At 62.4% G+C, this 20,964-nt stretch carries 19 protein-coding genes and 1 riboswitch; of the genes, 9 read left to right on the forward strand and 10 right to left on the reverse strand.

What is annotated here, in order from left to right; genetic code table 11:
- Positions 1 to 9 precede the first annotated feature (9 nt).
- On the reverse strand, positions 10 to 1,383 hold the full coding sequence (gene miaB, locus M0D67_RS03600; RefSeq protein ID WP_154558065.1) for a tRNA (N6-isopentenyl adenosine(37)-C2)-methylthiotransferase MiaB: 1,374 nt from the start codon (positions 1,381 to 1,383) through the stop codon (positions 10 to 12).
- A gap of 161 nt (positions 1,384 to 1,544) precedes the next feature.
- Entirely contained in the window at positions 1,545 to 2,528 is a 984-nt protein-coding gene (locus M0D67_RS03605; protein ID WP_154558064.1) for a LysR family transcriptional regulator, read from the reverse strand.
- A gap of 116 nt (positions 2,529 to 2,644) precedes the next feature.
- On the opposite strand from M0D67_RS03605, the gene M0D67_RS03610 reads away from it, so the two are divergent.
- The 4 genes from M0D67_RS03610 (at position 2,645) to ribB (ending at position 6,356) form a co-directional block, all read left to right on the forward strand.
- Positions 2,645 to 3,046, forward strand: a complete 402-nt coding sequence (locus tag M0D67_RS03610) for a VOC family protein (RefSeq protein WP_154558063.1) — start codon at positions 2,645 to 2,647, stop codon at positions 3,044 to 3,046.
- 31 nt (positions 3,047 to 3,077) lie between these two features.
- Positions 3,078 to 4,244, forward strand: coding sequence for an MFS transporter (locus M0D67_RS03615; RefSeq protein ID WP_154558062.1), 1,167 nt, complete (start codon positions 3,078 to 3,080; stop codon positions 4,242 to 4,244).
- Positions 4,245 to 4,483: 239 nt separating this feature from the next.
- Positions 4,484 to 5,173 (forward strand): helix-turn-helix domain-containing protein, encoded by a 690-nt coding sequence (locus M0D67_RS03620; RefSeq protein WP_054034477.1) that lies wholly within the window; start codon positions 4,484 to 4,486, stop codon positions 5,171 to 5,173.
- Positions 5,174 to 5,307: 134 nt separating this feature from the next.
- A riboswitch (FMN riboswitch) is annotated at positions 5,308 to 5,490 on the forward strand.
- Between the two features lie 146 nt (positions 5,491 to 5,636).
- On the forward strand, positions 5,637 to 6,356 hold the full coding sequence (ribB, locus tag M0D67_RS03625) for a 3,4-dihydroxy-2-butanone-4-phosphate synthase (RefSeq protein WP_171927487.1): 720 nt from the start codon (positions 5,637 to 5,639) through the stop codon (positions 6,354 to 6,356).
- Positions 6,357 to 6,449: 93 nt separating this feature from the next.
- Here the strand turns inward: ribB and M0D67_RS03630 are convergent, their stop codons facing one another.
- From M0D67_RS03630 to glpD, 4 genes are all read right to left on the reverse strand, one after another.
- Positions 6,450 to 7,136 (reverse strand): HAD family phosphatase, encoded by a 687-nt coding sequence (locus M0D67_RS03630; protein WP_154558060.1) that lies wholly within the window; start codon positions 7,134 to 7,136, stop codon positions 6,450 to 6,452.
- A 196-nt stretch (positions 7,137 to 7,332) separates the two neighbouring features.
- The gene (locus M0D67_RS03635) at positions 7,333 to 8,046 is read right to left on the reverse strand and encodes an MIP/aquaporin family protein (RefSeq protein ID WP_154558059.1); all 714 of its coding nucleotides are present in this window, start codon (positions 8,044 to 8,046) and stop codon (positions 7,333 to 7,335) included.
- 92 nt (positions 8,047 to 8,138) lie between these two features.
- The gene (glpK, locus tag M0D67_RS03640) at positions 8,139 to 9,638 is read right to left on the reverse strand and encodes a glycerol kinase GlpK (RefSeq protein ID WP_154558058.1); all 1,500 of its coding nucleotides are present in this window, start codon (positions 9,636 to 9,638) and stop codon (positions 8,139 to 8,141) included.
- Between the two features lie 317 nt (positions 9,639 to 9,955).
- Positions 9,956 to 11,485: a glycerol-3-phosphate dehydrogenase gene (gene glpD / locus M0D67_RS03645; RefSeq protein WP_168435532.1), complete on the reverse strand. Its 1,530-nt coding sequence runs from the start codon at positions 11,483 to 11,485 to the stop codon at positions 9,956 to 9,958.
- Positions 11,486 to 11,687: 202 nt separating this feature from the next.
- On the opposite strand from glpD, the gene M0D67_RS03650 reads away from it, so the two are divergent.
- Entirely contained in the window at positions 11,688 to 12,062 is a 375-nt protein-coding gene (locus M0D67_RS03650; RefSeq protein ID WP_154558056.1) for a hypothetical protein, read from the forward strand.
- Between the two features lie 89 nt (positions 12,063 to 12,151).
- Here the strand turns inward: M0D67_RS03650 and M0D67_RS03655 are convergent, their stop codons facing one another.
- From M0D67_RS03655 to M0D67_RS03665, 3 genes are all read right to left on the reverse strand, one after another.
- Complete coding sequence (locus M0D67_RS03655) at positions 12,152 to 12,778, reverse strand: TetR/AcrR family transcriptional regulator (protein WP_154558055.1); 627 nt, start codon at positions 12,776 to 12,778, stop codon at positions 12,152 to 12,154.
- A 101-nt stretch (positions 12,779 to 12,879) separates the two neighbouring features.
- The gene (locus tag M0D67_RS03660; RefSeq protein WP_054034465.1) at positions 12,880 to 13,077 is read right to left on the reverse strand and encodes a hypothetical protein; all 198 of its coding nucleotides are present in this window, start codon (positions 13,075 to 13,077) and stop codon (positions 12,880 to 12,882) included.
- Positions 13,078 to 13,385: 308 nt separating this feature from the next.
- On the reverse strand, positions 13,386 to 14,165 hold the full coding sequence (locus M0D67_RS03665; RefSeq protein WP_063497289.1) for a DeoR/GlpR family DNA-binding transcription regulator: 780 nt from the start codon (positions 14,163 to 14,165) through the stop codon (positions 13,386 to 13,388).
- A gap of 342 nt (positions 14,166 to 14,507) precedes the next feature.
- Here M0D67_RS03665 and ggt point away from each other — a divergent pair, with 342 nt between their 5' ends.
- The 4 genes from ggt to M0D67_RS03685 all read left to right on the forward strand — a co-directional run bounded on the left by ggt (position 14,508) and on the right by M0D67_RS03685 (position 19,344).
- Positions 14,508 to 16,145: a gamma-glutamyltransferase gene (gene ggt, locus M0D67_RS03670; RefSeq protein ID WP_154558054.1), complete on the forward strand. Its 1,638-nt coding sequence runs from the start codon at positions 14,508 to 14,510 to the stop codon at positions 16,143 to 16,145.
- Positions 16,146 to 17,510 (forward strand): MFS transporter, encoded by a 1,365-nt coding sequence (locus tag M0D67_RS03675; RefSeq protein WP_154558053.1) that lies wholly within the window; start codon positions 16,146 to 16,148, stop codon positions 17,508 to 17,510. It abuts the gene before it with no gap.
- 340 nt (positions 17,511 to 17,850) lie between these two features.
- Positions 17,851 to 18,678 carry a ferritin-like domain-containing protein gene (locus M0D67_RS03680; protein WP_154558052.1) on the forward strand — a complete coding sequence of 276 codons (828 nt, stop codon included), beginning with the start codon at positions 17,851 to 17,853 and terminating at the stop codon, positions 18,676 to 18,678.
- Positions 18,679 to 18,813: 135 nt separating this feature from the next.
- A complete protein-coding gene (locus M0D67_RS03685) occupies positions 18,814 to 19,344 on the forward strand; it encodes a pyridoxamine 5'-phosphate oxidase family protein (RefSeq protein WP_154558051.1) in 531 nt (176 codons plus the stop codon).
- A 38-nt stretch (positions 19,345 to 19,382) separates the two neighbouring features.
- Here M0D67_RS03685 and M0D67_RS03690 read toward each other — a convergent pair whose 3' ends face one another.
- A complete protein-coding gene (locus M0D67_RS03690) occupies positions 19,383 to 20,963 on the reverse strand; it encodes a DEAD/DEAH box helicase (RefSeq protein WP_154558050.1) in 1,581 nt (526 codons plus the stop codon).
- Position 20,964: the final 1 nt, after the last annotated feature.

A 20,964-nucleotide genomic window follows, 5' to 3' on the forward strand; every position in this document is an offset into this window, starting at 1 on the left:
TGGCGTCGCTCAGTGGGTGGTTGCGGGCGCGTCGTCGTGCACCAGCACGAGTTCGCCACGCAACGAATGTGGGTACGCATGGACGATTTTCACGTCCACCATCTGGCCGATCAACCGTGCGTGCGACGCGACCGGCGCCGGAAAATTCACCACGCGGTTGTTCTCGGTGCGGCCCGCGAGTTCGTTTGGGTCCTTGCGCGCCGGGCGCTCGACCAGAATCCGCTCGATCTTGCCGACCATCGAATCGCTGATGCGCTGCACGTTCTCTTCGATCGTAGCCTGCAAATGTTGCAGACGTTTGAGCTTCACTTCACGCGGGGTGTCGTCGTGCAGATTCGCGGCCGGCGTGCCGGGACGCGGGCTGTAGATGAACGAGAAGCTGGTGTCGTACTTCAGCTCGTGCACCAGCGCCATCATCTTGTCGAAGTCTTCTTCCGTCTCGCCCGGGAAGCCGACGATCATGTCCGTCGACAACGACAGGTCAGGGCGGATCGCGCGCAGCTTGCGGATCACCGATTTGTATTCGAGCACGGTGTAGCCACGCTTCATCGCCATCAGAATGCGGTCGGAGCCGTGCTGCACCGGCAGATGCAGGTGGCTGACGAGCTTCGGCACCTTGGCGTAGGTGTCGATCAGGCGCTGCGTGAATTCCTTCGGATGCGACGTGGTGTAGCGAATCCGTTCGATGCCAGGAATGTCCGCGACGTATTCGATCAACTGGGCGAAGTCGGCGATTTCCGACGAACCGAGCGTGATGCCGGCGCGGTAAGCATTCACGTTCTGGCCGAGCAGCGTGACTTCGCGCACGCCCTGGTCGGCGAGGCCGGCGATTTCGGTCAGCACGTCGTCGAGCGGACGCGACACTTCTTCACCGCGCGTGTACGGCACGACGCAGTAGCTGCAGTACTTGCTGCACCCTTCCATGATCGACACGAACGCGCTCGCGCCATCGACGCGCGCCGGCGGCAGGTGATCGAACTTTTCGATTTCCGGGAACGAGATGTCGACCTGAGCGCGGCCGCTTTCGCGGCGCTTGTCGATCATTTGCGGCAGACGGTGCAGCGTTTGCGGCCCGAACACCAGATCGACATACGGTGCGCGCGCAACGATCGACGCGCCTTCCTGGCTCGCCACGCAACCGCCCACGCCGATGATCAGATTCGGGTTCGCTTCTTTCAACTCGCGCACACGGCCGAGTTCGGAGAAGACTTTCTCCTGCGCTTTTTCGCGCACCGAGCAGGTGTTGAAGAGAATGACGTCCGCGTCTTCCGGGGTGTCGGTCTTGACGAGGCCTTCAGCCGCGCCGAGTACGTCGACCATCTTGTCGGAGTCGTACTCGTTCATCTGGCAGCCGTAGGTCTTTACATAAACTTTCTTGGTCATCGATTTTCGCCGGTCGCAGTGGTTAACCTGGGGGCGTCGTTTAAAAGGTGGAGAGAGGTGAAAACGTGCGGACTGCCCGCGGGGCGGCGCCTGGGCTTGCTTGAGCCCGCTTGAGCCTATTTCGGTCCACTTTCAATGCACGTTTGCAGCGTAGCTCAATATTATAGCCCTTCACCGGATGCGGTTTCCGCGGCCGCCTTGGCTCGCGGCCGCTCCGGCGGCAAGCCCAGCAGGCCTTCCAGTTCGTCCGACACCTGCGCGAAGCGCTCGCTCAGAAAATCGAGCAGCACGCGCACGCGCGGCGCCATGAAACGGTTGCGGTGGTAGAGCGCGTGCAACGGCGCGTCCGGGTAGCGCCATTCGGGCAGCAGGATTTTCAGGCAGTCGCTCCGCAAGTCCGCTTCCACGTCCCACATCGACTTGATGACGATCCCGTAGCCGCGCCGCGCCCATTCGCGGGCGACGGCGCCGTCGTTGGTTTCCCGGGACGTTTCGAACGGCACCGTGTAGTGCTGCACTTCGTCGCCGCGCGTGAAACGCCATTCGTTGGCCGGGCCGGATGCGGTGCCGAGCACGATGCAGTCGAAATTCGCCAGATCGTTCGGGTCTTTCGGCTCGCCCTTGCGTGCGATGTAGTCCGGCGACGCGCACAGCACACGGCGGTTCGGCGCCAGTTTGCGGGCGATGAGCGAGCTGTCCTGCGGCACGCCGAAGCGGATCGCCAGATCAATGTCTTCCTGCACCAGATTCGACAGCGAGTCCGACAGCGTCAGCGCGAAAGTGACTTCCGGATAAAGCGCGTTGAACTCGTCGAGCCAATGCATCAGCAGGTTGCGACCGAAGTCCGAGGTCGCGGAGATCCGCACCTTGCCGCGCACCACGCCCTGGCCGGCTTGCAGCGCGGCTTCGGCGTCGTCGAGCGATTGCAGCGCCTGGCGACAGCAGTTCAGGTAGAGGCGGCCTTCGTCCGTGAGCCTGAGCTGACGGGTGGTGCGCTCGAACAGGCGCGTTTTCAGCCCGGTTTCGAGTTTGGCCAGCCGCGCGCTGGCGGCGGCCGGCGTCAGGCCCATCTTGCGGCCCGCCGCCGACAGGCTGCCCTGCTGCGCCGCTTCCACGAACAGGCGGATGTCACCGAGGTTGTCCATCGCGATCTTTCAAATAGATTTGAAAATGCTTCAAATGCTACGCCAATTATCAAACTGGCGTGTTCCGCTCACAATGCACTCCTCGTAAACCCTTTGTGCTCCGTGCAGCCCACGCCATGCAACTCGATCACGCAACGATCGTCACCGCTGACCTCGAGACCGCCCGACGTTTCTTCGTCGACGTCGCCGGGCTGACGGAGGGCGCGCGTCCGCCGTTTTCGATCGACGGCTACTGGCTGTATGCGAACGGCCGGCCGGTGATTCATCTGATCGATGCGACGGTGCCCGCCGTAGCGGGCAGGGCCATGCCGCGCATCGACCATGTCGCCTTCCGGCTGGAAAGTGCCGACGAATGGGCGACGCTCTTGCGGCGCGTGCATGCGGCGGACCTGCTTTATCAGCTTGCCGAAGTGCCGCAGATGGGGCCGCAGCAAGCCGAACAGCAGCTTTTCGTCGCGCTCGCGCCGGGTGTGGTCATCGAATTCGTGACGGCGCTGCGCAACGCCCACCGTGGCTAACACGCTCAACTTTAGAACCTGGAGTAGAAAAATGCCCATTCCATTACTGGCGCTCGCGATTAGCGCTTTCGCGATCGGCACGACCGAGTTCGTGATCATGGGCTTGCTGCCCGAGGTCGCGCGCGATCTGACTGTGTCGATTCCCTCGGCCGGTTTGCTGGTGAGCGGCTATGCGCTCGGCGTCGCCGTCGGTGCGCCGCTGCTCGCCGTGGTCACCAGCAAGATGCCGCGCAAACTCGCGTTGCAGTTGCTGATGGGCGTGTTCATCGTCGGCAATACGCTGTGCGCGATTGCGTCCAGCTATTCGGTGCTGATGATCGCGCGCGTGGTGACGTCGTTTGCGCATGGCTCGTTCTTTGGCATCGGTGCGGTGGTGGCGGCTTCGCTCGTGCCGGCTGAAAAGCGGGCAAGCGCCATTGCGCTGATGTTCACCGGCTTGACGCTCGCGAATGTACTCGGCGTGCCGTTCGGGACTTTCGTCGGCCAGGAGTTTGGCTGGCGTGCGGCGTTCTGGATCGTCAGCGCATTTGGCGTGCTGTCGCTGGCGGGCGTGTCGCTGCTGGTGCCAAATCGCCATGATTCCGGCCCGGTTGGTCTGGGTCACGAAGTGCGCGTGCTGAAGGACCCGCAAGTTTGGACTGCGCTCGCGATGACCGTGCTGGGCTTCGGTGGTGTGTTCGTCGTGTTCACCTATATCGCGCCGATTCTCGAACAGGTCAGCGGTTTCTCGCCGCGTGGTGTCACGCTGATTCTGGTGCTGTTCGGCGTCGGTCTCACGATCGGCAACACCGTGGGCGGCAAGCTCGCGGATCGCGCGTTGATGCCTTCGCTGATGGGAATCCTGGTGGCGCTCGCGGTAGTCATGGCGATCTTCGCGCGTACCAGCCACTCGCAGGTGGCGGCGGCGATTACCATTTTCGTGTGGGGCATTGCGGCGTTCGCGACGGTGCCGCCGTTGCAGATGCGTGTGGTCGAGAAGGCCGCCGCCGCGCCGAATCTGGCTTCGACGCTGAACATCGGTGCGTTCAACGTGGGCAATGCGGGCGGCGCGTGGCTCGGCGGTCTGGTGATCAATCACGGCCATTCGCTCGATACGCTGCCGTGGGTTGCGGCAGCGGTTAGCGTGGTGGCGTTGTTGCTCACGTGGTTCGCGGCGCGGATGGATGCGCCGGCAAGGACCGTGGCGCAAGGCGCCTGAGTCTGCGTGGGCGCACCTGACGTCCACGGATCCAGATGTGGTTGAGTGCGTGTGAGCGTGCTCAACCACATCTGCCCCAGACACGCCCATATGAAAAATTCGCACAAGCTTTGCGAGAATCGTCCTCCGCAATGCTGATAACAGTGTGAAGATAACTTCGTTGGGCGCGGCGGGGCGCAGTGCTATCTTGCTTCCACTAACCGCTTGCCCGCCGTCCGGCGGCGCTCCTGGAGGCAATCATGCATTCCCCGCTTGCGCTGGTTCGCGATCCCACGGCTGACACCGATGCGTCGCCGCGTGCCGCTGAACCTTTCGATGCTCTTGAACATCTGGTCGGCGTGAATCTCGCCCGTTTGCGCGCCGAGCGCCAACTTTCGCTTGACGCTCTCGCCCGCGCCTCGGGCGTCTCGCGAGCGATGCTCGCGCAGATCGAGTCGGCGCGCAGCGTGCCGTCGATCAAGGTGCTCTGCAAAGTGGCATCGGCGTTGAAGGTTTCGGTGGCGGCGTTCTTGCGGCGTCATGCGACCAACGGCTTCGAGCATTTGCCGGCGGAGCGTTCGTCGCGGCTCGTCAGTTCGAATGGGCGCTACTCGGCCCGGCCGCTTTATCCCGACGCCGAACCGACCGCCGCCGAGTTTCACGAGCTGCGTATCGCGCCGTTGCATACCGAGGCCGGCACGCGCCGCGCGCCGGGCACCACGGTGAATCTGGTGGTCAGCGAAGGCACGCTGGAAGTCAGCGTGCACGACCAGCGCCAATTGCTGGCCACGGGCGACGCAATCGTGTTCGATGCCGACCAGCCGCACAGCCTGCGCAATCCCGGCGACACCGAAGCGCGCGCGTTTCGCGTCACGTTGAAGGCGGAAACGCCGCCGCGCTGGGATGTGCCCGCGCCGCACGATTTGACACGCCAGGCCGCGCCGGTTTGACGAATGCGGTTTTTCAGGCGGATGTGCTGTCAAAATCGGCGGTGAAGCCGAGATGTCCGTCTAGCCAGTAGGGGTTGCGCTGCAGGTTTCGCGCGACTGTTGTATTCTTTGCCGGCCGGTCAATCCGGCAATCAGTGCGTCTTCAGGGCGGGGCGAAATTCCCCACCGGCGGTATGCCGGCAGCGCGAAAGCGTGAGCCGGTGAGCCCGCGAGCGCCCGCTTCGTTCAGCTTTCAGCGTATCGAAAGCGCAGTGGGGTCAGCAGATCTGGTGAGAAGCCAGAGCCGACGGTTAGAGTCCGGATGGAAGAAGATGTGCAGATAGTCATGTTCGTTTCCGTGATGCCTCCAGAGGTTCGGGCGGTGCGCGAGCGCCGCTTTGCGCGGCGTTCAACGGCGCGTCTTTGTCTGTTTGCAATGCCCTGAAACGTTTTTCGCCCAACTTTTGCGATGAGCGTTTCAACTATGTCCTTTGCTACTTTTCCTGCTCCGTCGGTGATTGCGGATAGCGCGTCACTTGACCTCCCGCTGCTCGCCACCGAGCCCGTTCCGCCGCGTATCGCCGCCGCCTTGCAAGCCATGCGCGATGGCCGCGCTGTCGTCCTGCAAGACGATCACGACCGCGAGAACGAAGCCGATCTGATCGTTTCCGCCGAGCGTCTTTCCGTCGAAACCATGGCCTTGCTGATCCGCGAATGCAGCGGCATCGTCTGCCTGTGCCTGCCCGACGAGAAGATCCGCGCACTCGAACTGCCGCCGATGTCTGTCAACAACGAGAGCCGTCACGGCACCGCGTTCACGGTCTCGATCGAAGCGCGCGATGGGGTGACCACCGGCGTGTCCGCACTCGATCGCGTGACGACAATCCGCGCGGCTATCAGCGATACGGCGAAACCTGCCGACATCGTGCGTCCGGGACACGTGTTTCCGCTGCGTGCACAACCAGGCGGCGTGCTCGCGCGTCGCGGCCACACCGAAGGCACGGTCGATCTGGCGATTCTCGCGGGTCTGAAGCCGGCCGGCGTGCTGTGCGAGCTGATGAACGCGGACGGCACGATGACGCGCGGCGCGGATGTGGAGCGCTTCGCTCAACAACACAATCTGCCGATGCTGACGATCGCCGAGCTGGTGGAATTCCGCCAGGCGCTGGCGACGGCGCGCGAATGCGTCGCGGATGAGGTTTGATGCGTTAGAAAAAACCCCGCGCTCGGAAAAGCGCGGGGTTTCTCAGGATTCTGAAGCCGGCAATTGCAGCCGGCTTTTTTATTGCTGCATCCGTTAAGACTGCACGTCGCCAAACTCGCCGCGCACACCGGCCTCGACCAGCGCGGGCAGTTCATCCATATGCTTCATGATGCGTGTCATGCCCATCTTGCGCAGCGCGTCCGCATAACCGTCGGGGATGTGGCTCGCACCGACGAAAGCAATCGTCTTCATGCCCGCCGCTCGTGCCGCATTCAAACCGGCCACGCTGTCTTCCACGACGACGCAGCGCGAGGGCTCCACGCCCAGCGTCTTCGCAGCGAACAGATACACGTCCGGATAAGGCTTGGGCCGCGCGACCTGTTCGGCGCTGAAAATCCGCTCGCCGAAAATCTGCTGCAAACCCGCGCGCCGCACCGACGCATTCACGCGCGCCATCCGGCTGTTCGACACGACCGCGGCCGGCAGCGTCACGCGTTGCAAGGCGTCGCGCACGCCGTTGATCGGGCTGAGCGACGCCGCGAGTTCAAGCTCGACATTGTGTTCAATCGTATTGAAGAAATCGGCAGGCAGCGTGATATCGAACGACTTCTCGATGCCTTCGAGAAAGCGCGAGGTCTGCTGGCCGAACGCCGTCTTGACGACGGGTTCGAAGTCGAGGCCGGGGAAGGTGGCGGACAGCGTTTCGAGCATTACGCGGTCAGCGATGATTTCGCTGTCGACGAGCACGCCGTCGCAGTCACAGATGAGGTGGTCGATCATGCTTTAAAACGGGAAGCGAGAGGCACGCGAGCAAGACAGTTGCAAGCTCATGCGCGGAGATTGAAAGCATCATGATACGTGCTTTGACGCCGCGTGCGCGGCGCCTTCGCTTGCCGTCGGCGCTCATTTGCGCCGTGGGAGCGTGATCAGTGCGCCTTGTGCGGGCCCCATATACGCTCCCACGTGCGGTGCAGAATCAGTGCGCGTGCAGATACAAATACAGCCCTGTTGCCGCCGCGCCGCCCAACAACGGACCGCACACCGGAATCCACGAATAACGCCAGTCGCTGTCACGTTTGCCCGGAATCGGCAGCAGCGCGTGCATCAGACGCGGCGACAGGTCGCGCGCGGGGCTCATCGCGTAACCGGTCGGGCCACCGAGCGAAATGCCGATGCCGAGTACCAGCAGGCCGACCGGCAGCGCGTCGAGCGCACCGAGGCCAACTTGCGGCGAAGCCAGATACAGCACGCCGAGAATCAGCACGAACGTCGCGATCATTTCAGTGAGCAGGTTATGCGGCACGCTGCGAATCGCGGGCGACGTGCAGAACACGCCGAGCTTCACGTCGGCATCGCCTTCCTTATTGAAGTGCTGACGATACGCGAGCCACACGAGCAGGGCGCCCGCCATCCCGCCGAGCATCTGCGCCGCGATGTAGCCCGGCACTTTGAGCCACGCGAATTTGCCTGCCAGCGCGAGGCTGATCGTGACCACAGGATTCAGGTGCGCGCCGCTGTACGATGCCGTGACGTACACGGCGATGAACACGGCCATCGCCCAGCCCATCACGATCACGATCAGGTCCGCGCCTTTGCCCTTGGTGCGCGCGAGCAGCACGTTGGCAACCGCGCCGTTGCCGAGCAGCACGAGGAGCGCGGTGCCGATGAATTCCGCAATGTAAGGAGACATGATTTGGTATCCGAAATATAGTTGTTAGGGAAGCCGCTGGATAGGCGGCTTCGTTATGTCGAAAGGTGTCTTATGGAACCGGTGGAAAGCAATCAGGGCGTGTCGGCCCAGGCCTTCGCGGCGCGGATCGCGCGCTGCCAGCCGTCGAGGCACTCCTTGACGTCAGCGTGCGGCAGGGCAGGCGTGAAACGACGATCGAGCGCCCACTGGCTTTTCAGTTCGTTCACGTCTTTCCAGTAGCCGACTGCGAGACCGGCCAGATACGCCGCGCCCAATGCGGTCGTCTCCGATATCTTCGGACGCACTGCGTCCACGCCGAGAATGTCCGCCTGGAATTGCATCAGCAGATTGTTCGCGCAAGCGCCGCCGTCCACACGCAATTCGCCGATGCGAATGCCGGAGTCGGCCTCCATCGCTTTCAGCACGTCGAGCGACTGATACGCGATCGAGTCGAGCGCGGCGCGAGCGATGTGCGCCGAACTCGTGCCGCGCGTCACACCGAACAGCGTGCCGCGAGCCCGTGCATTCCAGTGCGGCGCACCGAGGCCTGCAAACGCGGGCACCAGATACACGCCATCACTATGCGGCACGCTGCGCGCCATCGTTTCGATCTCGGCTGCGTTCTTGATGATGCCGAGGCCGTCGCGCAACCATTGCACTACCGCGCCGCCGATGAAGATGCTGCCTTCGAGCGCGTAGTTGATCTGGTCGCCGATCTGCCACGCAATGGTGGTGACGAGATTGTTCTTCGATTCGATCGGCTTGTCGCCGGTGTTCATCACGAGGAAGCAGCCGGTACCGTAGGTGTTCTTCACCATGCCCGACTCCGTGCACATCTGGCCGAACAGGGCCGCGTGCTGATCGCCGGCGATGCCCGCGAGCGGAATCTTGGAGGCGAACACGGTGGTCTTGGTCGGCCCGTACACTTCCGACGATGCACGCACTTCCGGCAGCATGTTGCGCGGAATGTCGAGCGCTTCGAGCAGTTCGTCGTCCCACTTCAGCGTGTGGATATTGAACAGCATCGTGCGCGACGCGTTGGTCACGTCGGTGACGTGCAGACCACCTTTGGTGAAATTCCAAACCAGCCAGCTATCCACCGTGCCGAAGGCGAGGCGGCCTTGCTTCGCTTTTTCGCGTGCGCCTTCGACGTTGTCGAGAATCCAGCGGATCTTGGTCGCCGAGAAGTACGAGTCGATCGGCAGACCGGTTTTCGCGCGGACTTTCTCTTCGAGACCTTGCTCTTTGAGCTGATCGCAGAAGTCGGCGGTGCGGCGGTCTTGCCAGACGATCGCGTTATAAATCGGATGACCGGTTTCGCGGTCCCACACGATGGTGGTCTCACGCTGATTGGTAATGCCGATCGCGGCAATCGAGGTGCCGTTCATGCCGGCACGCGTGACCGCTTCGGCGGCGACGCCGGCCTGGGTCGACCAGATTTCCTGCGGGTCGTGTTCGACCCAACCCGGACGTGGATAGATTTGCTGGAATTCTTTCTGAGCGGTCGACACGATATTGCCGAGCCGGTCAAACAGCATCGCGCGGGAGCTGGTGGTGCCTTGGTCAAGCGCGAGGATGTACTGATCCTGCATTGTCTCTTCTCCATGTGTTTTATGAATCGCCGGATTGCTGACCGGCGACGGGAACGGCTTGTTGTTTTAAGCGGGCTGCAACAGTTTGAGCGTGTGCGTCCCGGCTTTGTCAGTAGCCGAGGGGTGAAAATTCGTTCGGGTCATGCGGGTCCATTCACGTAGCGAGGCCGTGTTGCGATAGCCTGACCCAGGTGGTCTGGCTATGCGGCTCAGCTAAATGGCTTAACTCAGTGACCTGACTAAATGACCCAACTAAATGACCCAACTAAGTGGTTTAACCAAGCGGCCTAACTAAGCGATCCAACTAACCGGTTTAGCTAGGCGCTCTGTCGGAACGGCTCGCGGGCGAACCATGCGTCAATGTCGTGTGTGATCGAATCGAGCGTGCCCGGTTCGACGTGCAGGCCGAGTTTCGAGCGGCGCCACAGGACGTCCTGCGCGCTGCGCGCCCATTCGGTGTCGCGCAGGTAAGTGAGTTCGGCTTCGTAGAGACCCGGCGCGAAAGCGCGGCCGAGGTCGGCCACCGAGCGCGCGTTGCCAATGATGTTTTTCACACGCGTGCCGTATGCACGCGCGAGGCGGTGAGCCAGATCGGCGGGCAGCCATGCATTTTGTTGCTTGAAACCGGCGAGGAAGCGCTCGAAGTTGGCTTGCGGAATATCGCCACCGGGCAACGGCGCACCGGCCGTCCACGAGGGTGTGCCGTTATGCAGCGCGTACGCGAGTTTGTCGACGGCTTCTTCCGCGAGCTTGCGGAAGGTCGTGATCTTGCCGCCGAACACCGACAGCAGCGGCGCTTCGCCCGCAGGTGCATCGAGTTCGAGCGAGTAGTCGCGCGTAACCGCCGATGGGTTGTCCGCGCCTTCTTCCTCGAGCAGCGGACGCACGCCCGAGTAGGTCCAGCGCACGTCTTGCGGCGAGATCTTCTCTTTGAAGTAGCGGTTGATCGAATCGCACAGGTACTGTGTTTCGTCGGCGTTGATCGCCACTTGCGATGGGTCGCCGCGATATTCGAGGTCGGTCGTGCCGATCAGCGTGTAATCGTGTTCGTACGGAATCGCGAAGATGATCCGCTTGTCCGGATTCTGGAAGATGTACGCGTGATCGTGTTCGAACAGACGGCGCGTGACGATATGGCTGCCTTTCACGAGGCGCACGCTGTGCGTTGCTTCCCGTCCGAGCGCGCCGTGCAGCAATTCGCCGACCCACGGTCCGGCCGCATTCGCGATCGAAGCGGCGCGCACGTCGAGGATCGTGCCGTCCGCGCGCTTGAGTTGTGCGCGCCATTCGCCGCCGGCGCGTACCGCGCTCAGCAGCTTGGTGCGCGTGAGAATCTTCGCGCCGCGTTCCTTCGCATCCAGCGCGTTCAGCACGACCAGACGCGCGTCATTCACCCAGCCGTCCGAATACACGAAACCGCGCTTGATCGAATCGACCAGCGGCGCGCCGGCAGGATGGTTGCGCATCACAATGCCGCGCGAGCCGGGCAGCAGTTCGCGTTTGGCGAGGTGATCGTAAAGGAACAGGCCGGCGCGGATCAGCCAGGCCGGGCGCAGATCGGGCATGTGCGGCATCACGAAGCGCAGCGGCCACATGATGTGCGGCGCGGCGCGCAGCAGCGTTTCGCGCTCCTGCAGGGCTTTGCGCACCAGCCCGAACTCTCGGTACTCGAGGTAGCGCAAGCCGCCATGAATCAGCTTGGTGCTGGCCGACGACGTATGGGACGCCAGATCGTCCTGTTCGCAGAGCAGCACCGACAGGCCGCGGCCCGCCGCATCGCGTGCGATGCCTGCGCCGTTGATCCCGCCGCCCACGACGAGCAAATCGTATCTCGAGCCTTGCGTCACCTGCTGTGTCCTCTGCGTCGTATTCAGAAACTGGTTTGGAAAAACTATTGAACCGATAGTGTTCGTTTGCGAACTTTAATGAACATATTCGAAAAAGTAAAGTTCGGTTTTCTTACGGACCCCTCTAGCGGTTGGCTAAGTTGGTGGCGTAACGCGTGGCCACGGACGATACTCTCGGAAGCAGCCATTTCGAGGTGAATTCATGCGTGGATTTTGGATAATCGGCGCCGCAGCGCTCCTGACGGGATGCATCAGCTCGCCGAGCTTGAACGGGACGATGGGCGCACCTTCGTTCGCATCGTTGCAGCAGATGTGCAGTGCCCAGACGGTCGACTACGGCAACGACGCGCAAGGCGTCTACGCGACGCTGTTCGATGCGTATGTGGCGAACCGGCGCGGCAAGTTGTCGAAGGACGATTACTGCGCGTTTCAGGCGTCGCTTGCACAGCATTACACGAGCCTCGGAGCGAGTACGGACCCGCAAGCGCGTAATCAGTGGGTGACTTTCTTCACCGACCAGCGAGCCAAAGCGTTGAGCTGGCGCGCGGCGGCCGATCCGACTTTGCGAGCGGGCTGAGTTTCACGCCCGGCGTTTTCCACCCAGTCCTTCCCACTCGGATATTCGCGTCGAGTGGGTTGCGCCGCTGACTCGGAGCTAACGCGCGACTAGCAGCGCTGCGGCTGCGCCCCGCGCCACAACATCCGACGAATCTGCGCGAAGACGGCCTCGCGCGTCGGCGCGTTGCTCCCTGCGGCTTGTTGCGCCTGTGGCAAAGGCAACTGATTGGCGAGCGCCAGCATGGTGAAGCCGTGCAGGCTTGCCCAGTAGGCGTAACCGATCAATTCCGGATCGCCTTCCAGAAGGCCCGCGGCGACGAGCTGCTCGAAATGCGCCCCGAGCATGCGCCAGGCGCGGTGCGATGCGGCTTGGAGTTCCGGATAGGCGCCATCCTGCTGCGTCAGATCGAACATCAGGCGGTAGGCGTGCGGCTCGTCGAGTGCGAACGCCACGTAGGCGTCGCTGACGGCGGAACGGTCGGTCGCGGGCGCTTCCTTCGCCACGGCTTCGAGTCGCGCCGCGAAACGGTTGAACGCCGCCGCGCGGACCATCGCAAGGATTTCGTCTTTGTCGCGGAAGTAGCGATAGGGCGTCATCGCGCTGCAACCCAGTTCCTTCGCCAGTTCGCGCATCGTCACGCCTTGCGCGCCGCGCGTGGCGAATGCGTTTTCGGCTACGCGCCGCATGGTTTCGCGGAATTGCTGGATGTCGTCGGAAGAGAGCGTTTTTGGCATGCGCGAAGGCAGAAGGTCCGTCGCGTCAATTTACTGCGTAAATGAATTGGGCACAACAAAGCGGCCGTTGATGCGGCCGCTTTGCTTTGTAATCCAGGGTACTAGGAAAAACGCTTGATGGCCCGCAGCGCACTGTCGCCGGTTTCGGTTACGCGCCATTGTTCGTTGCCCGACGCGAGCCGTTCAAGTTGCACAAGCTGGCGTTCCAGCAAGGCGTCGAGTTCTTCTCGCTCCATATCGACTTGATTGGGAGCGTCCTTGACGAGCAACAACGTGGCGAATTCATGCGGACTCAGCATCGTTCTCTCCATGTCAAGCAAACGCGGACGGCCTTGGAGGCGACTGGCACGATGCCAGTGGAGTCCGCTAGAGGATCAGGCGGGAGGTGCGGCTATCACGACAGGTTCACGCTGCCGGCACTCCGCGTAACGCGGAACGGACGCCGGGGAACTGGAGTGTAGTCAACCGCCGGACAAACACCAAAGGGGTCCCAGTAAATTTTCCCTTTGACAATTGCGACCCGCAGAGGCGGTTTGGGGCAGCGGCCAGATCCTTGATTTCACTCGAAGTTTCGCGTGCACTGCAACATGGCGGAAGACGCCTGGGATCACTCGGCGATATACACCTGGCAGTTGGCGGCGGCGAGCGTTTCGTTCATCTCGGCGGGTGGCGCGGCGTCGGTGAAAAGCGCGTCGATCTGATCGAGGTGACCTTGGCGAACGAGCGCCGGACGGCCGAATTTGGAGTTGTCGGCGGCGAGAAACACGGTGCGTGCATGCTGGATGATCGCCTCGGCCACGCGCACTTCGCGGGTGTCGAAATCGCGCAGCGTGCCGTCCGTTTCAATGCTCGACGTACCGATGATCGCGAAGTCCACCTTGAACTGCCGGATGAAGTCGATCGCCAGTTCGCCGACGATGCCCTTATCCCACGGCCGCACGATGCCGCCCGTCACCAGCACTTCGCAATCCGGATAGCCGCTCATCATGCTGGCGACATTCAGATTGTTGGTGATCACGCGCAGGCCGCGATGCCGGTTGAGCGCTCGTGCGACTTCTTCGGTCGTCGTGCCGAGGTTGATGAAGAGGGACGCCTGATCGGGAATGTGAGTGGCCACTAGCGTTGCAATGCGCCGCTTCTCTTCGTGGAACATCCGCTGACGCGCCGTGTACGAGACGTTCTCGGAGCTGGTCGGCAGACTTGCGCCGCCGTGATAGCGGCGCAGCAGGTTCATGTCGGCGAGCCAGTTGACGTCGCGGCGGATCGTCTGCGGCGTCACGTCGAAGTGGGCCGCGAGGTCGTCCACGGTCACGAAGCCGTCGCGTTGCACCCACTCCAGCAGTTCCTGTTGCCGGGCGTTGAGAGTCAGGCGGGGGTCTCGGGTCATGTGTCTCGGGTCGTGGGTTTTTGTCGGCGCTGCCCGTCACCGGCGCGACAAGCCGAGCCGGCAAACGGGTAATGCGTGAACGAGGGTGAGCGTATTGTAAGACCATCGCGCGTCTTGTCTGCCAACTCATGCGTCATGGTTCGGGTCCAGGGCGACCCTGCGGCGACCTATTCAGGTCATTTACGCATTTATTCATTTGATAAATGAATTTGTTTTTTGTGCCGGATCGCGCTGCAATCCAAGGCTCCGCGTTGTACCCCGCGTGCTACCCGAGTTTTACCCGTTCCCCATGGTTTCCGGCGTTATAGAACGCGCCGGACCGCGCTTTCGAGAGTGTTCGACATGACTGGCTTCAACTGGCAAAACCCCTATCCGACGCCGCGTCTGCCTGTATTCGCGCGCAACATCGTTTCGACTTCGCATCCGCTCGCAGCGCAAGCCGGTCTGCGGATGCTGTGGAAAGGCGGTAATGCCGTCGACGCGGCGATCGCGGCAGCGGCCGCCATCACGGTGGTCGAGCCGGTCTCCTGCGGCCTCGGCGGGGACGCCTTCGCGCTGGTGTGGGACGGCAAGAAGCTGCATGGCCTGAATGCGTCGGGCGTCTCGCCGGCGGCCTGGAACGTCGATTACTTCAAGCGCAAGTACGGTGAGGAAAACGGTCTTGCCAAACAACCCAAGCGCGGCTGGGATGCCGTGACGGTGCCGGGCGTGATCGCCGGCTGGGAAGCATTGCATCAGAAATTCGGCTCGCTGCCGTTTGCCGATCTGATGGAGCCGGCGATCGAGATCGCCGAGCGTGGTCACGCGGTGGCGAGCATCGTCGCCTACAAATGGGCGGCAGCCGTACCCGAATTGAAGGACCTGCCGGGCTTCGCGCAAACCTTCATGCCGCGCGGCCGCGCGCCGGAAGTCAGCGAACTGGTGCGCTTTCCCGGCCACGCGAAGACGTTGCGCAAGCTCGCCGAACAAGGTCCGCGCGCCTACTACGAAGGCGAGATCGCCGAACAGATCGCGGCGTTTGCGCGTGAAGGCGGCGGCGCGTTGACCCTCGACGACCTGCGCAACTACGAAGCGGATTGGGTCGAGCCGATCGGCAAGGATTATCGCGGCTACACCGTGCATGAGATTCCGCCGAACGGCCAGGGCATCGCGGCGCTGATCGCGCTGGGCATCCTCGAAAAATTCGACGTGAAGGAACTCGCCGTCGACAACGTCGAGTCGCAGCATTTGCAAATCGAAGCGATGAAGCTGGCATTCGCCGACGTCTACCGCTACGTCGCCGATCCGCGTTCGATGGACGTCACGCCCGAGCAGATGCTCGACGACGCGTACCTCACGTCGCGCGCGAAGCTGATCGATCACAAACGCGCCACGCAATTCGACTTCGGCATGCCGAAGGCCGGCGGCACGATCTACATGTCGGTGGCGGACGAGCGCGGCATGATGGTCAGCTTCATCCAGTCGAACTACATGGGCTTCGGCTCGGGCATCGTGGTGCCCGATAGCGGCATCGCGATGCAGAACCGCGGCTGCGGCTTCTCGATGGACCCGAAGTCGCCGAACGTGGTGGAGGGCGGCAAACGGCCGTTCCACACGATCATCCCGTCGTTCCTGACGCAGCAGGTGGACGGCAAGCAGGAAGCGGTGATGAGCTTCGGTGTGATGGGCGGCGATATGCAGCCGCAAGGCCACCTGCAATCGATCGTGCGGATGCTCGACTACGGTCAGCAACCTCAGGCCGCCTGCGATGCGCCGCGCTGGAAGGTCAACCGCGACTTCACGATCGACATCGAAGCGACGCTCGATCCGACGACCGCCGCGGCGCTGGAGAAGCTGGGTCACACGATCAAGTCGGTCGACGATCCGTACATGGACTTCGGCTCCGGCCAGTACATCTGGAAGCTCGACCGCAACGATCCGGAGCGCGGCTATGTGGCGGCAAGCGACAGCCGTCGCGACGGATTGGCAGCGGGGTTCTAAATGAACATCCCCGCGTCGCAATCCGCGACTGCATCCCCGCATTCCACGTCCGCGCCGCTTTCCAAAGCGATGGTGCGGCGTATCGTGTTTTCTTCGTCGGTCGGCAATGCGCTCGAGTGGTTCGACTTTCTGGTCTACGGTTACTTCGCGACCATCATCGCGAAACAGTTCTTCCCGATGCAGGACGAGTGGCTCTCTACGCTGCTCGCCATTGCCACCTTCGGCATCTCGTTCCTGATGCGGCCGCTGGGTGCGATCGTGCTGGGCGTCTACGGCGACCGCAAGGGCCGCAAGGCGGCGCTCACGCTCGCCATCGCGCTGATGATGGTCGGCACCTTCACGATGGCGGTGATGCCGCCGTATGCGTCGATCGGTCTTGCGGCGCCCGTGTTGATCCTGCTCGCGCGGCTCGTGCAAGGTTTCGCGGTGGGCGGTGAGTTCGGCAGCGCGACGGCCTTCATGGTCGAACACAGCGCGTCACGGCGTGGCTACTACGCGAGTTGGCAGTTCGCGAGCCAGGGTCTGGCCGCGATCACCGCGGCGGCCTTTGGTTCGCTCCTGACCGCGTGGATGCCGCCTGAGCAACTCAATAGCTGGGGCTGGCGCCTTCCGTTTATCTTCGGTCTGCTGGTCGGGCCGGTGGGCTATTACATCCGTTCGCATCTCGACGAGACGCCGGAGTTTCTCGCCTTGCGTAAAGCGCGTGAGTCCGCGAGCAAACATCAGGTGGCGTCTGACGCGAAGGACGCGTCGTTCAGCAACCAGTGGGTGAATCTGTTGCTGGCCGTGGGCATCGTCGCGCAATCCACGGTTGGCGTGTACGTGCTGCAGCTCTACATGCCGATGTACGCGGTCAAGCAGTTGCACATGCCCGCTGCTGCGTCGTTCGGGGTGGTGGTGCTCAACGGCGGCTTGCAGTTCCTGCTTTCGCCCGTGATGGGCGCATTGTCCGACCGCATTGGCCGGATTCGCATCATGCTGACCACGTCGATACTGATGGGCTTGCTGATCTATCCGATGTTCGCTTTGCTGCAGTCGCATCCGACGATCGGCTGGCTGCTGCTGTTGCAAGGCACCGCCGGAATTTTCAAGGCGGCTTACTCCGGACCGATGCCCGCACTGATGTCCGAGATCTTTCCAACGCAGGTGCGCTCGACCGGTCTTTCAATCGGTTACAGCATCGGCGTAACGATTTTCGGCGGTTTTGCACCGACGATCGTGGAGACCTTCATTCACTTGACCGGCGACAAGCTGGCGCCAAGTTACTACGTCCTGATTGCGGCAGTGTTGTCGGGGTTGTCGCTTGTCGTGGTCGCGTGGCGTATGCGGCGCGTCCGGCTTCTCGACGGCGTTCAGCCCGCATGACGGCGTGGCCGGCAGCCGTTGTGCTTCGCAGCGAGCCTTGTCGCGGTTGACGTGGAATCTCTTTTCAAGCCAAAGCCAGTTCTTCGAGCTGGTTTTTTTTTGCCTTGCGTGTGCCGCTTGTAACCAACTGAAGGAATCGACTACCGTGAAATTGGAACTGCAGTGGTTCGGCACGGTCTGTGCTGGGTTATCTGCAGAATTGTGAAACACCGGCTAAGATGCAGGATACAAGGGGTTAACTCTAATCAAGGCGCTGTATCTGACACGGCGGACCGCCCTTGCGATAGTGGGCGGTTTCGAGCGCTCCACGAGTCGATACAGCTTTCGGAGCAAAGACACAATGCACACTGAGCTGAACCATGTGATGCCCTGGCGGATCGAGGATATCGACCTCACCCGCATAGACCGTCAGAAGGCCGTCGCTAACGAGGACCTGCTGCTTCTGTTGTGCGCCGCTTCGTTTATCGAAAGCGGTACCGATCTTTACACCAGTAATCTGAGTACTTTCTTCGACGGCGACCCCGAAGTCTCGGCCTGGCTCAACCAGGAGTGGGAGCCGGAAGAAATGCAGCATGGCCGGGCGCTCAAGACGTATGTCGCCTACGTCTGGCCTGAGTTCGATTGGGACACCGCGTTCCGCAATTTCATGGAAGAGTATTCGCTGACCTGCTCGGTCGAAGACTTCGAAAAGACCCGCGCGCTCGAGATGGTCGCGCGCTGTGTGGTGGAAACGGGTACCGCAACGCTGTATCGCGCGATTGGCGAATGTTCGGACGAGCCCGTGCTCAAGCAGATCACCGACAACATTCGCACTGACGAAGTCCGTCACTACAAACACTTTTTCAAGTTCTTCAAGAAGTACAACAAGATCGAAGGCAATGGCCGTCTTGCGGTTCTCGGCGCATTGATGCGGCGTGTGATTGAGATCAAGAACGAAGACTCGGAGATCGCGTTGCGCCATGTTTTCGCGATTCGTTATCCGGAACGCGTGCACGATTCGGCCTATAACCGCGAACGCGCTGCGCGCATCAATGCGCTGGTTCGGCGCAATCTGTCAGCGGACATGTGCGTGAAGATGCTGCTCAAGCCGCTCGATCTGCCGGCCAAGATTCAGCCGGGCGTGCATTATCCGCTCGCCAAGATCACGCAGCACGTGTTCTTTCGCTGAGGTTTTTCTGCTGAGTTCGCGGTGTACAGATGAAGATGAATGGCCCGCTTGTGCGGGCCATTTGTTTTTCGAGGCATGATTGATCCTCGGCAGCCTTCGCAACCTCGGCAACTCGCCACTGACTGGATCGATACCATGAGCGATTCTCCTTCACCCGAACGTCCGCTCGAACAGAACGTGTTCGACGAATGGCCCGACTCCGTCCGCACGTTGTTCGACGGGTCGTCGCTGGCGAGCAAGACGGGGTTCACCGCGTCGCTGCTCACCGTCGATCCAAACGGCCATGTGCGCACGTCGCTGCTTGGCGTCGGCGAGTTGTACGCGCCTGATTCGCGCTCGCTGTGCATCGCATTGTGGCCACAGGCTCGGGCGGCACGCGTGATCGCGCAAAACGGCCGGGCCGCGCTGACGTTCGTCTGCGACGAGGCGTTCTATCAGGTGCAGTTGCGTTTGACGCCGCTAGCGGGCGTGACAGGCGACGATAGCGGCCTCGTGTACATGATCGGCTCGATCGACACAGCGGAGGCGCAGAGCGTGCGTTATGCGCGCCTGACGAACGGCATCACGTTTGAACTGGAAGGGGAAGGGGAAGGGGAGGCGGTGCTCGATCGATGGGAACGGCAGATCGAGCACCTGAAGCAGGCTGCCGCTGCGGCTAGCCGTTAGTCTGGGACGACGGCTAGCGAGCGGGCAGTGCTTGAAACTTAACGGCCGCGCTGGCCGCTGCGCGTCGGCTGGCCGCCACGCGGCGCGTCGTTGCGCGGCTTTGCGCCACCCAGCAAAGCCCCCGGATTGCCGCCTTGCGGCTTTGCACCCTGCGGTTTGCGCGGTGCATGTTGCGCGGCGCTGCCTTCGTGCGCCGCTGCACGCGGCTGACCGTCATGGCGCTGGCCGTCGCGGCGCGGCTGGCCGCCGTTGCCGGCCGGCTTCGCACCTTGCGGCTTCGGCTGCTGCTGACCATTCGCCGGACGCTGACCCGAACGTTGTGCGGGCTTGGCAGACGACGCGCCATCGCGGCGGCCGCCGTCACGCTGGCCGCCCTCGCGCTTCGGCGCACCCTGGCTCTGACGCGGCTGACGATTGCCACCGCCGCCGCCACCACCCTGGCCACGGCGCAGAATCGGTTCCGGCTTCGCAGTCGGATCCGGCTCAAAACCGGCGATCACTTCCTGCGGCACCTGACGCTTGATCAGCTTCTCGATGTCCTTCAGCAATTGCAGTTCGTCGACGCACACCAGCGAAATCGCTTCGCCCGATGCGCCTGCACGACCCGTGCGGCCGATGCGGTGCACGTAATCTTCCGGCACGTTCGGCAAATCGTAGTTGACCACGTGCGGCAGCTGATCGATATCGATGCCACGTGCGGCGATGTCGGTCGCGACCAGCACTTGCAGTGTGGCGTCCTTGAACTCGGCGAGCGCGCGTGTGCGGGCCGATTGGCTCTTGTTGCCGTGAATCGCCAGTGCGCTGATGCCGTCTTTCGTCAGTTGTTCGGCAAGGCGGTTCGCGCCGTGCTTGGTGCGCGTGAACACCAGCACCTGGAACCAGTTGTGTTGCTTGATGAGGTGCGTGAGCAGCTCACGCTTCTTATCGCGGTCGACCGGGTGAATCTTTTGTGCGACGAGTTCAGCCGTCGTGTTGCGACGGGCGACTTCGATCAGTGCCGGCGAGTCGAGCAGATTGTCGGCGAGGGTCTTGATCTCGTCGGAGAACGTAGCCGAGAACAGCAGGTTCTGACGCTTCGGCGGCAGCTTCGCGAGCACGCGCTTGATGTCATGGATGAAGCCCATGTCCAGCATGCGGTCCGCTTCGTCGAGCACGAGAATCTCGAGATGCGACAGGTCGATGGTCTTCTGCTGCATGTGGTCGAGCAAACGGCCCGGCGTCGCGACGACGATGTCCACGCCGCTGCGCAGCGCGCCGATTTGCGGATTGATGCCGACGCCGCCGAACATCACGGTCGACTTCAATTTCAGATACTTGCCGTAGGCGCGCACGCTTTCTTCGACCTGTGCGGCCAGCTCACGCGTCGGCGTGAGGATCAGCGCGCGCACGGCGCGCTTGCCCGATGCCGTGGTGACGGCGGGCATGGTGTTCAGACGCTGCAGGATCGGCAGCGTGAAGCCGGCGGTCTTGCCGGTGCCGGTCTGCGCGCCAGCCAGCAGGTCGCCGCCGTTGAGCACGGCGGGGATTGCTTGTGTCTGGATCGGAGTCGGGGTGGTGTAGCCGAGTTCGTGTACAGCGCGGACCAGCGGTTCGGACAAGCCGAGGGAATCAAAAGACATA

This window comes from Paraburkholderia sp. SECH4, from assembly GCF_030511745.1.
Classification (GTDB): Bacteria; Pseudomonadota; Gammaproteobacteria; order Burkholderiales; family Burkholderiaceae; genus Paraburkholderia; species Paraburkholderia madseniana.